General features: G+C 72.3%; 10 protein-coding genes and 1 other RNA gene. 4 read left to right on the top strand and 7 right to left on the bottom strand.

The genetic code is table 11. The features are described 5' to 3' along the window. Positions 1-24 precede the first annotated feature (24 nt). Positions 25-693 carry a hypothetical protein gene (locus tag OG607_RS28680; protein WP_405729521.1) on the top strand — a complete coding sequence of 223 codons (669 nt, stop codon included), beginning with the start codon at positions 25-27 and terminating at the stop codon, positions 691-693. Between the two features lie 59 nt (positions 694-752). On the opposite strand, the gene ssrA is transcribed toward OG607_RS28680, so the two are convergent. The 5 genes from ssrA to ftsE all read right to left on the bottom strand — a co-directional run bounded on the left by ssrA (position 753) and on the right by ftsE (position 4,547). Beyond that, positions 753-1,141: a transfer-messenger RNA gene (gene ssrA / locus OG607_RS28675) on the bottom strand. Between the two features lie 69 nt (positions 1,142-1,210). After that, a complete protein-coding gene (gene smpB / locus OG607_RS28670; protein ID WP_329317507.1) occupies positions 1,211-1,693 on the bottom strand; it encodes an SsrA-binding protein SmpB in 483 nt (160 codons plus the stop codon). Positions 1,694-1,711: 18 nt separating this feature from the next. Then, on the bottom strand, positions 1,712-2,842 hold the full coding sequence (locus tag OG607_RS28665; RefSeq protein ID WP_405737115.1) for a S41 family peptidase: 1,131 nt from the start codon (positions 2,840-2,842) through the stop codon (positions 1,712-1,714). A gap of 63 nt (positions 2,843-2,905) precedes the next feature. Beyond that, positions 2,906-3,823 carry a permease-like cell division protein FtsX gene (gene ftsX, locus OG607_RS28660; RefSeq protein WP_405729518.1) on the bottom strand — a complete coding sequence of 306 codons (918 nt, stop codon included), beginning with the start codon at positions 3,821-3,823 and terminating at the stop codon, positions 2,906-2,908. A gap of 34 nt (positions 3,824-3,857) precedes the next feature. Next, a complete protein-coding gene (ftsE, locus tag OG607_RS28655; RefSeq protein ID WP_018564091.1) occupies positions 3,858-4,547 on the bottom strand; it encodes a cell division ATP-binding protein FtsE in 690 nt (229 codons plus the stop codon). A gap of 292 nt (positions 4,548-4,839) precedes the next feature. Here ftsE and OG607_RS28650 point away from each other — a divergent pair, with 292 nt between their 5' ends. Continuing rightward, positions 4,840-5,034 carry a hypothetical protein gene (locus tag OG607_RS28650; RefSeq protein ID WP_405729515.1) on the top strand — a complete coding sequence of 65 codons (195 nt, stop codon included), beginning with the start codon at positions 4,840-4,842 and terminating at the stop codon, positions 5,032-5,034. Positions 5,035-5,118: 84 nt separating this feature from the next. Here OG607_RS28650 and prfB read toward each other — a convergent pair whose 3' ends face one another. After that, entirely contained in the window at positions 5,119-6,237 is a 1,119-nt protein-coding gene (prfB, locus tag OG607_RS28645; protein WP_405729512.1) for a peptide chain release factor 2, read from the bottom strand. A gap of 53 nt (positions 6,238-6,290) precedes the next feature. Beyond that, the gene (locus tag OG607_RS28640; RefSeq protein ID WP_405729509.1) at positions 6,291-9,308 is read right to left on the bottom strand and encodes an FtsK/SpoIIIE domain-containing protein; all 3,018 of its coding nucleotides are present in this window, start codon (positions 9,306-9,308) and stop codon (positions 6,291-6,293) included. Between the two features lie 285 nt (positions 9,309-9,593). Between OG607_RS28640 and OG607_RS28635 the strand changes: the two genes are divergently transcribed. Together OG607_RS28635 and OG607_RS28630 are read left to right on the top strand one after the other, a co-directional pair. Beyond that, positions 9,594-11,312 (top strand): protein kinase domain-containing protein, encoded by a 1,719-nt coding sequence (locus OG607_RS28635; RefSeq protein ID WP_405729506.1) that lies wholly within the window; start codon positions 9,594-9,596, stop codon positions 11,310-11,312. 192 nt (positions 11,313-11,504) lie between these two features. Continuing rightward, a complete protein-coding gene (locus tag OG607_RS28630) occupies positions 11,505-13,655 on the top strand; it encodes a protein kinase domain-containing protein (protein WP_405729503.1) in 2,151 nt (716 codons plus the stop codon). Positions 13,656-14,016: the final 361 nt, after the last annotated feature.

The following is a 14,016-nucleotide window of genomic DNA, read 5'->3' as shown; positions in this document are numbered from 1 at the left end:
CAGTCACAGTCACAGGAGACCCGCATGACCCATCGAAAGCCCCGGCCCAGCCGGAATCCGCTCACCAGCAAAGTCGTCCAGCTCGGCCTGCTGACCGCCGGAATAGCGACCGCCGCCGCTGCCGCCCCGGCCCAGGCCGCCGCGCCCAGCTCGTCCTTCGCCCGGGTCGCCGTGGCCAACGACCACGTCAGCACCCTGGCCAACCGGGCGCACCACACCGTGGTCAAGGACAGCTTCACCGTCCACCAGTACGGCACCGCGATCGCCACCGGGGTGCGCAACCAGGCCAACGCGGTCTCGGCCGGCTGCTCGGTCGACGACCACTGCCGGTCGGTCGCCCTGTCCTTCCAGATCGTGACGGTGGCGGGCCACCAGACCCACCTCAACGCGGTCAACCTCAGCGATGCCGTCAACAAGAGCTGCACCGGCTGCCAGACCCTGGCCGGGGCGTACCAGTTCGTGGTCAGCACCCCGCGTGCCTTCACCCTGAACGCCGCCTCGCAGCACAAGCTGGCCGACATCCACCGCAGGCTGGACGCCCTCACCCACTCCAAGGCCTCCGCCACCGATCTGAAGGCCCAGGCCGACGGCCTGGCCGCCGAGGTGAAGACGGTCCTCGCGGACGCCGTCGCCACCGCTCACTTCGCACCCGACGTGGCCGTGCACCGCCACCTCGACGGCGGCTGGCGCTGACGCTGGACAAACGACGAGGGCCCTGCCGGTGTCGGCAGGGCCCTCGTCGTACATGGGATGAGTGGAGATGGCGGGAATCGAACCCGCGTCCTGTGGTGCGGAACCAGAGCTTCTCCGAGCGCAGTCCGCTGTGCTTTTCTCGGCCCCGGCAGTCACGCGGACAAGCCGCCGACGGGCCCAGTCACTGTTTGGTTTCCCACCCGACCCCGTGACCGGGTCTGGTGGTTTAGTTCCCTAGTTGACGCCAGGAACCGGGTCGGGAACACTCCCGGGCTGACGCTCCTTAGAGCTTGCTTCTAGCTGCTAATTAGGCAGCGAGAGAGTAAGCGGAGTTATCGCTGTTGGAATTGGCGATTATTTTTTTGCGACATATGGTTAACGAGATCATTGCCGCTTCCTCGGCTCGCTTCCTCTGCCTCGACATCCCCAGTCGAAACCGATCATCCCCATGTTGATTTTTCAATCTGCGACCGCGACATCCAACATGTCGACGGCTGCTCGGACCATGATACAGCCGTCAGCGCCCGCGCTCACGTCGTTTAACGGCCGAGATCGCGCGGTCGGTCTCCCGGCGGTCCTGCTTCTCCCGCAGGGTCTGCCGTTTGTCGTACTCCTTCTTGCCCTTCGCGAGCGCGATCTCGACCTTCGCCCGCCCGTCCTTGAAGTACAGGGCCAGCGGCACGATGGTGTGACCGCTCTCCTGGGTCTTCTGGACCAGCTTCTCGATCTCCGCCCGGTGCAGCAGCAGCTTGCGCTTGCGCCGCGCCGTGTGATTGGTCCAGGTCCCCTGGGTGTACTCGGGGATGTGGACGTTGTGCAGCCACGCCTCCCCGCCGTCCAGCTGCCCGAAGCCGTCCACCAGGGAGGCGCGGCCCTGGCGCAGCGACTTGACCTCCGTGCCGGTCAGCACCAGACCGGCCTCGAAGGTGTCCATGATGTGGTAATCGTGCCGCGCCTTCTTGTTCTGCGCGATCAGCTTGCGACCCGTCTCTTTAGCCATAGCGTGGCTATTCTCGCACTACGACGGGGCCCCGAGGCCACTCAATACTTCACGGGCCTCCGCCTCGGCGTCCTCGCCCGCCGCGACCGCGACATCCGGCTCGACCCCGCGCCCGTCGACCGCCCGCCCGGCGGGCAGCCGGTAGTGCCCGACGGTGAGCTCGGCGACCGATCCGTCCGACAGCCGGCTCGGCATCTGCACCGACCCCTTGCCGAAGGTGCGGGTCCCGACCACCACGGCCCGCCCCCGGTCCTGCAGGGCCCCGGTCAGCAGTTCGGCGGCGCTCATGGTGCCGCCGTCGACCAGGACGACCAGCGGCGTCTCGGTGTCGCCGCCATCGTCGGCGTACAGCACCCGCTGCTTGCCGTGGACGTCGTACGTGGCCACCAGCCCGCCGTCCAGGAAGGCGGAGGCCACGCTCACGGCCTCGGTCACCAGCCCGCCGGAGTTGCCGCGCAGGTCCAGCAGGACTCCGCCCGCGCTGCCCCGCACGGCCTCACGGACCCGCCGGCCGACGCCCTTGGTGAAGGCGTCGATCTTGACGACCGTCACATCGTGCGCGAGATGCTGCACCGTGACCGTCTCGGCCGGCAGCAGCGCCCGCCGCAGATCCGCGCCCCAGGCCCGGTCCCCGCGGCGCAGCACCAGCCGTACCGCCGTACCCGCCGCGCCGCTGCCGCGCAGCCTGGACACGACCTCCGTGACGGGCCGGCCCGTCACTTCCTTGCCGTCGATGCTCTGCAACTGGTCGCCGGCCCTGACGCCGGCGCCGGCCGCGGGGCTGTCCTTCTGCACACGGGCGACCACTATCCGGCCGCTCTCCTTGCGCCGCACCCACAGTCCGACACCCACATACCGGCCGTCGAGGGACTGCTCGAAACCCTCGTACTCCTGGGCCGTGTAGAAAGCCGACCAGCGGTCCCCGCTGCGACTGACCAGCTCCTCCGCAGCCTCCGGGCCGACCTTGCCGTCGTCGATGGCCTTGGCGATCTCGTCGGTGTCCGCGAGCCGGGTGCTCGGCTGCGCTTTGCGCTGCCCGGCGGGTGCGGCGTCGCCCCAGGAACCCGTGGCGGCACCGGTGGCGAGCACGGCCCCGAACAGCAATGTCAGGACTGCCCCGCGGCCGAAGCGGCGGGGCTTCCCGGACATCAACGGTCTGAGCACGACGGGCAGTCTAGGCCAAGCGCTCGTCCGGATCCGGAAAGTCCGGAATCAGACCTTGAGGTACTTGCGCAGGGCGATGAACGCGGCGAACGCCGGGATCAGCACACCCGCCACAAAGACCAGCGGCAGCACCTTGATGACATCTCCCCAGCCCAGGAAGTCGATCAGGGTGATCTTCTCCGAGAGGGCCAGGCCGTGGTCGATCAGGAAATAGCGGCCGATGAGCAGCATGACGCTCGCCAGACTCGCGCCGACGATGCCGGCGAATGCCGCCTCCATGATGAACGGCATCTGGATGTAGAAGCTGGACGCGCCGACCAGCCGCATGATCCCGGTCTCCCGGCGGCGGCTGAAGGCCGAGATGCGTACGGTGTTGACGATCAGCAGCAGCGCGATCATGAGCATGAACACCACGACCGCCCAGGCCACATACGTCATACCGTTGAGCAGGTTGAACAGGTTGTTCAGGAGCTTGCGCTGGTCCTGGACCTCCTGGACGCCGGGCCGGCCGGAGAAGGCGCTCGCGACGACCTCGAACTTCGTCGGGTCCTTGAGCTTGACCCGGAAGGACTCCTGCATCTGGTCCGGCGTGAGGGAGTCGGCGAGCGGGGAGTCCTTGAACTGCTCCTTGTAGTGCTTGTACGCCTGCTCGGCGGTCTCGGTGTAGACCGTCTCCACCACCGAGAGCTTCTGCAGTTCGGACTTGATCTCGGCCTTCTGCGCGTCCGTGACCGCGCCCTTGGTGCAGTTCGGGTCGCTCTTCGCGTCGTTCTTGTTGCAGAGGAAGATCGAGACCTGGACCTTGTCGTACCAGTAGCCCTTCATCGAGCTCACCTGCTTGTTGGCGAGCAGCGCGCTGCCGGCCAGGGCGAGCGACAGGGCCACGGAGATGATCACCGCGAAGGTCATGGTGAGGTTGCGCCGGAGACCGACGCGGATCTCCGAGAGCACGAACTGGGCGCGCATGATGTCCCTTTACTGGTCGGTCAGTTGCAGTCTGTCAGTGCTGGTAGCCGTAGACGCCACGCGACTGGTCGCGCACCAGGCGTCCCTTCTCCAGCTCGATGACGCGCTTGCGCATCTGGTCGACGATGTTCTGGTCGTGGGTGGCCATCACCACCGTGGTCCCGGTGCGGTTGATCCGGTCCAGCAGCCGCATGATGCCGACCGAGGTCTGCGGGTCCAGGTTTCCGGTCGGCTCGTCCGCGATCAGCAGCATGGGGCGGTTGACGAACGCCCGGGCGATCGCCACGCGCTGCTGCTCACCACCGGACAGCTCGCCCGGCATCCGGTCCTCCTTGCCGCCCAGACCCACCAGGTCCAGCACTTCGGGGACCGTCTTGCGGATCGTCCCGCGCGGCTTGCCGATCACTTCCAGCGCGAAGGCCACGTTCTCGGCCACCGTCTTGTTCGGCAGCAGCCGGAAGTCCTGGAACACCGTCCCCAACTGGCGGCGCATCTGCGGCACCTTCCAGTTGGACAGCCGTGCCAGGTCCTTGCCCAGCACATGCACCATGCCGGTGTCCGTACGCTCCTCGCGCAGGATCAGCCTCAGGAAGGTGGACTTCCCGGAGCCCGAGGAGCCCACCAGGAAGACGAACTCACCCTTCTCGATCTCAAGCGAAACATCCCGAAGTGCAGGACGGTTCTGCCTGGGGTAGGTCTTGGTGACGTTGTCGAATCGGATCACGGTTCGCACTCCGGTTACAGGGGAACGGAGGCGACCTTACGCGAACCGCGCGCACAAGCGCAGTCCGCGTCCGTGGTTGGTGGGTTTATTCACCGGTCATGAGGGGACGAATCAGGCATTGGCCTCATATCTCACTCTGCGAAACCGCCGGTCCCCCTGTGGGCCGCGCCGAACGCCCCGGAACCTGGCACAGTGGAAGGGAAACAAGGTGAAACGGGGCCCGAGGAACCCCCGGTTCCCCAGGGGAACCCGCGGGGCCCCTGACGCGTTGGACGTACGAAGGAGGAGCCGCATGACCTGCGATCATCTGGTGTGCGCCAACTGCGCCGGCCCCGTCAGCGAGGGCCGCTGCTCCGTGTGCCGTGCCGAGCGCGCCCGCCTCCACCAGGACAACCCTTTCGCCGCCCTGACGCCCGCGACCCTGCTCGCCCTGCTCGTGGCCCTGCTGGCCGTGGTCTGGGCCGTGCACGAGGCCGCCGCCGTCTGAGTCGTCAACCGTCGTTGAAACGCTGACTGCCGCCCCTGTGGGCGGCAGTCAGCGTTTTACGTTACGGGCAGTTACCGGCCCGGATCAGCCGCGGGCGGCCTGTTCCTGCTGCTTGCGCCAGCGGATGCCGGCTTCGAGGAAGCCGTCGATGTCACCGTCGAGGACACCCTGGGGGTTGCCGACCTCGTGCTCGGTGCGCAGGTCCTTGACCATCTGGTAGGGGTGCAGGACGTACGAACGCATCTGGTTGCCCCAGGAGTTGCCGCCGTCGCCCTTGAGGGAGTCCATGAGGGCCTGCTCCTCCTGGCGGCGGCGCTCAAGGAGCTTGGCCTGGAGGACGTTCATGGCGCTGGCCTTGTTCTGGATCTGGGAGCGCTCGTTCTGGCAGGAGACGACGATGCCGGTGGGGATGTGGGTGATCCGCACGGCGGAGTCGGTGGTGTTGACGCCCTGGCCGCCGGGGCCGGAGGCACGGTAGACGTCGATGCGCAGCTCGGTCTCGTCGATGTCGACGTGGTCGCTGGACTCGACGACGGGCAGCACCTCGACGCCCGCGAAGGAGGTCTGGCGGCGGCCCTGGTTGTCGAAGGGCGAGATGCGCACGAGGCGGTGGGTGCCCTGCTCGACGGAGAGGGTGCCGTAGGCGTAGGGGGCCTTGACGACGAAGGTGGTCGACTTGATGCCGGCCTCTTCGGCGTAGGAGGTCTCGTAGACCTCGGTGGAGTAGTTGTGGCGCTCGGCCCAGCGCAGGTACATGCGCTGGAGCTGCTCGGCGAAGTCGGCGGCGTCGACGCCGCCCGCCTCGGCGCGGATGTTGACCAGCGCCTCACGGGCGTCGTACTCACCGGAGAGGAGGGTGCGGACCTCCATCTCGTCCAGCGCCTTCTTCACCGACTCCAGCTCGGCCTCGGCCTCGGCCAGGGTGTCCGGGTCGTCCTCGCCCTCGGCGAGCTCGAAGAGGACTTCGAGGTCGTCGATGCGGGAGCGCAGGGCCTCGGTCTTGCGCACCTCGGCCTGCAGGTGCGAGAGCTTGCTGGTGATCTTCTGCGCCGCCTCCGGGTCGTCCCAGAGGGACGGCACCGCGGCCTGCTCCTCGAGTACGGCGATGTCGGCCCTCAGTTTGTCGAGGTCCAGGACGGCCTCGATCGACCCCATGGTCGATGAGAGGGACTTCAGCTCTTCGGATACATCCACGACTGCCACGCCCCCAGCGTACCGGCTGGCCGCCGGCTTCAGGCCGCGCGTGCGCCCGGGGGTCAGAGCAGCGGCGGTGCCGGCTCCGCCCCCGCGGATTCGCCCGCGCGCTGCAGGGCGCTGGCGAGCAGGGCGAGGTCGGTGGGGCCGTTGCCGAGCTCGCGGACGGGGCGGCGGGTGGGGGGATCTCCCATGCGGTCCCATTCCAGGGGGACGACGGTGGGGCGCAGCGTGGCGGTGCGGGGGATGCGGGCGCTGATGCGGCCGGTCTGGAAGGGGGTGACGGCGCCGCCGGGGCGGCGGAGGTAGCCGCGGCCGGGGAGGGAGTCGTCGAGGGCGGCGGGGTCGTCGACGGCCACCAGCAGCGCCGCGGCGTCGGGGTCCTCGGTGCGCAGGGCGATACGCAGGCGGGCGGCGTCGTCGGCGTCGGTGCCGGCGGTGCGCTCGGGGCGGCCGGTGGTGGCGACGAGGTGGACGCCGAGGCGTTCGCCGTCGCGGGCGACGGCTTCGAGGGCGCGGACGACTGAGCCGGCGGCGGGGCGGCCGGTACTGCCGAGGGCGGGGGCGACCAGGGCATCGAAGTCGTCGACGAGGACGACGAGTCGGGGCAGCGGGTTGGCGGTGCGGGTCTGGGTCTTCACGGCGCCCTGGACGGAGGGTTTGCGGCCGTCCGCCGTCTCCTGGGCTTCGTGGGCTTCCCGGGCGGTGCCCTGGCGCGGGACGAGGGCGGCCGCGCGGCGCTGCGCGTGCCAGCCGCCGAAGTCGCCGCCGTCCAGCAGGACATCGCGGCGCTTGAGCTCGGCGCCCAGCGCCTGGGCGAACTCGCGCATGCGCAGGGGGTCCGAGGCGGACAGGTAGGTCGAGACATGCGGCAGGTCGGTGCAGACGCGCAGGCCTTCGCCGCGCTCGGTGCCGGCGCCGTCGACCAGGACGAGGGAGAGCCGGTCGGGGCGTTCGGAGGCAGCGAGGGCGGCGGCGAGGGAGCGGAGCAGCTCGGTCTTGCCGGAGCCGGGGGCGCCGCCGGCGATGAGGTGCGGGCCCTCGGAGGCGAGGTCGATGACGACGCGGCCGTCGGGTCCGGCGCCGAGGACGGCGGTGGCGGCACCGGCGGCGGGGGTGGGGCCGCCACCGCCGTCCCAGCGGGCGGTGATCTTGGCGGGGGTGGCGAGCGCGAGGTCCAGCTCGTCGAGGAGGCGGGCAGCCGCCGGGAGGGCGGTGCGCTGGCGGGGCAGGGCGGCGTCGCCCTCGCGCAGGGGGGCCAGGGCGCGGGCGAAGCGGTCGGCCCAGGCCGGGGAGACGGCGTCCAGGGTCAGCCGGTCGGGGCCGTTGGGCTCGATGCGCAGGGTCGTGGCCACGTCACCGTCGAGGATGGCGAGGACGCCGCACTCGGCGGCCAGCCGGTCCGGGGTCTCGGCCAGGCACAGCACGTGCACGCCCACGGAGGGCCCGGCCGCCGCGATGCGGCCGACCGCCTCGCGCAGATAGGCCGAGCCGGGGTCGCCGTCGACCACGAGCAGGGTGTGCGGGCCCTCGCGGCGCTCCGCCGCGGCCGTGACGGCCTCCGGATCGGCGGCGGCCCAGCCCGGGCCGAGGGGGCCCTCCTCGCAGCGGCGGACCAGCTCGGCGGTGCGGGCCTCGGCCTGTTCGCGGTCCAGCGCGGTGAGGAGGCGGCAGTCCTGGCCGTGGACGGGGCGCAGGTGGGGGAGCCAGTTGAGCCAGGCCCACTCGTCGGCGCGCTGCTCGGCGGGGCGGCCGCGGTCGGCGCTGATGAGGACGACTTCGAGGGCGCCGGGCGAGTGCAGCGCGCAGAGCTGGGCCAGCACCGCGCGGGCCAGGCCGGACAGCCGGGGCCGGGGGCCGGCCAGGCCCAGTACGTACGTGTGCGGGTCGCGCAGGTCGATGGTGAAGGGCACGGACGGCAGCGTGCCGAAGCCGTCCTCGGCGGGCAGGTCCGCGGTGCCGAGCCGGACGGTGAGGGCGTCCGGGTGCCCGGGGCAGCGCTCCCACAGGCGGGGGCCGGGGCCCAGGGCGGTGAGCAGCACGGTGGCCGGGTCGGGCCAGCGCTCGCGCAGGGCGTCGGCCTCGGCGGCGTGGCGGGCGGCGTCGGCCGGGTTCACCGGCTGGGCTGCCTCGGGACGCCCGGCGCCGCCCGCCGCCAGCTTGCGGGCCCAGGCACCTATGGCCTCGGCCACGGCGCGGGCGGTGCGCGGCGGCTGGGGCAGCCGTACGACGCGGGTGGCCTCCGCCCCGGCGTCGTACGGCCTGGCCGGGCCGACCGGGCTGACCGGCGGCTCGGCAGGCGGCACCGGTGGCGCGAGCGGCACCGGTGGCCGGGGCGGCGGGGGCGGCAACGGGGCTGAGGAGGCCGAGGGGGCCGGTACGCGGTCGGACCATCCCATCGGCGGCAGCGAGACGCGCAGGTGGCCGTCGCCGTCGGGGATGGCCGGGATGGAGGCGGGCGGGGGCGGCACGGGCGAACCGGGCGGGGAGGGCTCCAGGCGCAGCGCGGACTCGCCGATGCGCAGCAGGCCGCCCGGCGGGAAGAGCGCGCCCCGGCCGTCCACCGAACGCCCCGCGACCCGCGTGCCGTTGGTGGAGCCGAGGTCGACCACGGTGACCCGGCCCCCGTCGTCGACCGTGACCGCGCAGTGCAGCCGGGATACGTCGGGGTCGTCCAGCGCCACGTCGGCGTCTGCGGAGCGGCCGATCCGTGCCTGGCCGCCCTGGAGCAGGTGGACGCCCCCCGCGTCGGGCCCGCCGACGACATGGAGCCGCGCGGCCGACGGTGTACCGGGGCGGGGCCCGGCGTGCTGCTCGGCCGGGGCGTGCAGGGACAGCACCGCCCCGTCGACGAGCGGGGGCACGCCCAGCACGGCGACGGCCGGGTCGAGCCGCTCGGACCCCGCGTAGAGCGCGGGTGTGGAGCCCGAGGCGCGCGCGGGCTGGCCGGAGCCGGAGCCGGAGGCCAGCGCGCCTGCCACCGCCCCGAGCGGCGTGCCCGCGGGCGCGGTGACGAGCACGTCGTTGGAGCGTGCCGCGCGGCCGCTGCGCGGCCCGAGAACGGTCAGCCGGATCTGCATCGGCGTTCGCGTCCCTTCTCCTGCTCGGGTCTGCCCGGGAACGCTGCGGTGTCCGCGAGGACACCCCAGCACCGCATCCTCCCACTAGGCACTGACAAGCCGCCGCCGGTCCCTCCTTCAATGATCATCGGCGAACGCAAATGATCATGTCCAGGCGTAAACAGGCAACCAGGCGACCGTACCCCGCGTCCTACACCCAAGCCCGTGCCGTGCGGGAAGCCGCGACGCTCTCATGCCACGGCACTAGAGTGAGCCGGAAAGCCCATTGACCAGGGAGCGCAGATCGTGCGGCCGGTAGGCAGCAAATACGTACTGGAGGAGCCGCTGGGACGCGGCGCCACGGGCACCGTATGGCGGTCCCAGGTGCGCGACACCGGCGAGACGGTCGCGATCAAGGTGCTCAAGGAAGAGCTCGCGAGCGACCCCGACATCGTCATGCGCTTCCTGCGCGAGCGGTCCGTCCTGGTCCGGCTCTCGCACCCGCACATCGTGAAGGTCCGCGACCTGGTCGTCGAGGGCGATCTGCTGGCCCTGGTCATGGACCTGATCGACGGCCCCGATCTCTACCGCTACCTGCGCGAGAACGGCCCCTTCAGCCCGGTCGCCACCGCCCTGCTCACCGCCGCCGTCGCCGACGCGCTCGCCTCCAGCCACGCCGACGGCGTCGTCCACCGCGACCTCAAGCCCGCGAACGTCCTGCTCGCCACCGTCACCGGCCCCGACGGCAACGCGCAGATGCACCCGATGCTCACCGACTTCGGCATCGCGCGGCTCGCGGACTCCCCCGGCGTCACCCGTACGCATGAGTTCGTCGGCACGCCCGCCTACATCGCACCCGAGGCCGCGCAGGGCCACCCGCAGACCTCGGCCGTCGACATCTACGGCGCCGGAATCCTAATGTACGAGCTGCTGACCGGCCATGCGCCGTTCCGCGGCGACAGCGCCATCGAGGTGCTGCACATGCACCTCAGCCAGCAGCCCCGCCGCCCGTCCACCGTCCCCGAGCCCCTGTGGACGGTCATCGAACGCTGCCTGCGCAAGTCGCCCGAGGAGCGCCCCAGCGCCGAGAACCTGGCACGCGCACTACGCGTTGTGGCCTCGGGCATCGGCGTGCACGCGAGCCCCAGCGCCGCCGAGGCGGCCTTCGGCGTCGCCGCGCTGCTCGGGCCCGACCCGGAGCCGACGACCGTCCCGGACCAGCAGCTCGTCCCGCCGGGCGCGGCCGACCCGACCCAGGTGCTGTCCCGCCAGGCGCAGCAGGCGTACGACCCGAACGCCGCCACCAGCGTGCTGCCCGCGGACGCCGTCGGCCCGGCGGCGGGGGCGGACGGCACCCGCGTCATGCCGCCGATGCCCGACACGGCACCGGCATCGGCGCAGCCGCAGGGCCCCCACCCCTGGGAGTCGCAGCTCAACGCCGCCCGCAACCGCGCCGAGCAGACCGAGGTCCAGTACCTCGACCCCGACCAGGACCCGCTGCGCCGCCGCCCGCGCCGCCAGCCCGCACCCCCGGCCGCGCAGCAGCAGCCGCAGCAGCCATACGGGCAGCAACAGCAGCCGTACGGGCAGCCGCCCCAGCAGCCCCAGCAGCCCCGACAGCAACAGCCCCAGCAGCCCTACCGGCAGCCGCAGCCGCCGCCCCAGCAGCAGCAACAGCCGCGCTACCAGCAGCCCCAGCCCCAGCGTTACGAGCCGCAGCGCCCGCCCCCCGCGGAGCCGGCGCCACGACGGGAGCCGCGCCAGCGCAGCGCGAACCCGATGAAGATCCCGGGCCTGGGCTGCCTCAAGGGCTGCTTCACGGTGATCCTCGTCCTGGTCGCCATCTTCCTGCTGGCCTGGTACGTCGGCCCGCTCCAGGACTGGTTCAACACCGGCAAGGGCCTGTGGGCCAGCGTGAGCGACTGGGTCAGCACCGTGTGGAGCTGGGTCTCGTCGATCGACGATGCCACGGGCGGCACGTCCAGCGGGCTCCCCGGCCCGGGCGGAGGCCCGGGAGGGCAGTAACGCCCCCCAGTGACACCCCCGGAAGCGCCCCCGAATCCCCCTGAACACCCCTGATGTTGGAGATTTGTCGACTTCCGGAGGGTGATTTCCCCCGCAGAACCCACAGTCACCCCCGACTCGTTCCCCCAATCGGCTCTCATCCGCGTAGCTTTGTCGCCAACACGACGGATCGTCGGAGGAGTCGAAGCAGCCTTGGCACGGAAGATCGGCAGCCGGTACACCGCCCACCAGGTGCTGGGGCGGGGTTCCGCCGGGACGGTATGGCTGGGCGAGGGACCCGAGGGGCCCGTCGCGATCAAGCTGCTGCGCGAGGACCTCGCCTCCGACCAGGACCTCGTGGGCCGCTTCGTGCAGGAGCGCACCGCGCTGATCTCCCTCGACCACCCGCACATCGTCGGCATCCGCGACCTCGTCGTCGACGGCAGCGACCTCGCGCTCGTCATGCACCTCGTGCGCGGCACCGATCTGCGCTCCCGCCTGGAGCGCGAGCACCGCCTCTCCCCCGAGGCCGCCGTCGCCATCGCCGCCGACGTCGCCGACGGCCTCGCCGCCGCCCACGCCGCCGGGATCGTCCACCGCGACGTCAAGCCCGAGAACGTACTGCTGGACTCCGCGGCCCCGCCCGGACCCGGCGGCGCGCCGCCCGCCCTGCTCACCGACTTCGGCATCGCCCGGCTCGTGGACTCCCCGCGCCGCACGCGCGCGACGCGCATTATCGGTACGCCCGACTACCTCGCCCCCGAGATCATCGAGGGCCTGCCGCCGCGCGCCAGCGTCGACATCTACGCCCTCGCCACCGTCCTGTACGAACTCATCGCCGGGTTCACCCCGTTCGGCGGCGGCCACCCCGGCGCCGTGCTGCGCCGCCATGTCACCGAGTCCGTCGCCCCGCTGCCCGACCTGCCGGACGAGCTGTGGCAGCTGCTCTCCCAGTGCCTTGCCAAGGCCCCGGCCTCCCGCCTCAAGGCGAGTGAAATGGGCGCCCGGCTGCGCGAGATGCTCCCGCAGCTCGCCGGACTGCCGCCGATCGACGTGGACGCGCCGCACGACGGGCCCGACCACTCCGAAGCCGGCCTCTACGAGGTCGACCTCGACCACGAGCCGTACGAGCCGGGCCAGGGCGGCCGCCGCGGCGCGGTCCCCCTCGTGCGCGGCGCCGCGCCCGACTCCACCCGCGACACCCACACCAGCCTCAAGCTGCCCACCGCCGAGGAACTGGCCACCGGCCGCCCGCCCGCCCCCAGCGGCGCCCCCCGCCACCGGCACCGGGCCTCCGGCCCCGCCGCGGTGCGCCGCCGCCGGGTCAAGCTCGGCGCGGCGGCCGCCGCCGCGCTGGTCGCCGCGGGGCTCGGCGGCTGGGCCGCGGCCAGCGGCGGCAGCGACGACAACGGCTCCGGTTCCGGCTCCACCAGCCGCCAGGACCAGCAGCCCGACGAGTCCACGCCGACCGCTCCCACCGCGGGCGTGGCCTCCCCGCAGGGCGCCATCGGCTCCTCGGCGGGCACGGCGGCGGTCGTCGCCGACGTACTCCCGACCTGGTCCTCCTTCAAGTCCCTGCCCTCGCCCGGCCCGGGCGTGAAGTTCACCGGCGGCCCGCGCGCGATCACGTACTCGGGCACCACGTACGTCTTCGCCCGCGCCACCGACCGGACCATCTGGTACTACAACGGGACCTGGCACCACCTCCCCGGCATAAACGTCCTGGACGACCCCGCCGTGGTCTCCGCCACCAGCGGCGAACTCGACATCTTCGCCCTGGGCACCGACCACCTGCTCTACCAGCGCACCCTCACCGCCGGTGCCTGGAGCGGCTGGTACCAGGTCGACGAGCGCACCAGGTTCGACTCCGCCCCCGCCGCCGCCTCCTCCGAGCCCGGTCGCATCGACCTGATCGGCCGCGTCGGCGGCGACCTGGTCACCGCCTCCCTCGTCGACGGCCGCTGGAACGCCTGGGCCCTGGTCCCCACCGCCGGCCGCATCACCGCCGCCCCCGGCCTGGTCTCCCTCCAGAAGGGCTCCCTGGACGCCTTCGTCGTCCGCAAGGCCGACGGCGCCGTCCTGCGCCTGCCCTACGTCAACGGCGCCTGGCGCCCCTCCGAGCTCGTCGACGGCCTCGCCACCACCGGCCGCCCCGAGCCCCTCGCCCTCGGCTCCCGCCTCTACGTCTACGCCCCCACCGACACCGGCGGCCTCACCCAGGCCCTGCGCACCGCCACCGGCTGGCACCTCACCGCCGTCACCGCCGACACCACCTCAGCCACCGCCCCCACCGGCTCCGACGGCAAGGTCACCCTCTACATCCGCCGCCCCGACGGGACTCTGGCCCGCGCCACGTCCGCCTGACCGGGGCAACGCGGCCAAGACGCCGGAGGCCGGCGCAGCCGCCTCGAAGCCCGCGAAGCGGTGCGAGAGCGGCATCAAGGAGAGACCGGGACTCTGGCCCGCGCCACGTCCGCCTGAGGGCCCTGGCCGCTTCATGCCATTGGCAGGATGCGGCCCCGCGACGGGCGGGTAATCCGGCTCTGGCACCTCCTCGTTGAGCGATGATCGACAGGGGCGGACGGGGGCTTCGACGCTCGCGCCGGACCGCGCCCGAGTCGCCAGGACCGCCGCCGGCCTTCCTCGTCCGGGAAGGCACAGCTCACGGCGGGCGGTCCGCCGGTGACGGCCGTCCCGGCGGCGGGCAGGGATCCCGCCGCCGGGA

It is taken from the genome of Streptomyces sp. NBC_01537, from assembly GCF_045040445.1.
Taxonomy (GTDB): Bacteria; Actinomycetota; Actinomycetes; order Streptomycetales; family Streptomycetaceae; genus Actinacidiphila.
Note: the sequence above shows the minus strand (reverse complement) of the source record. Positions and strands in the feature narration are given on the sequence as shown.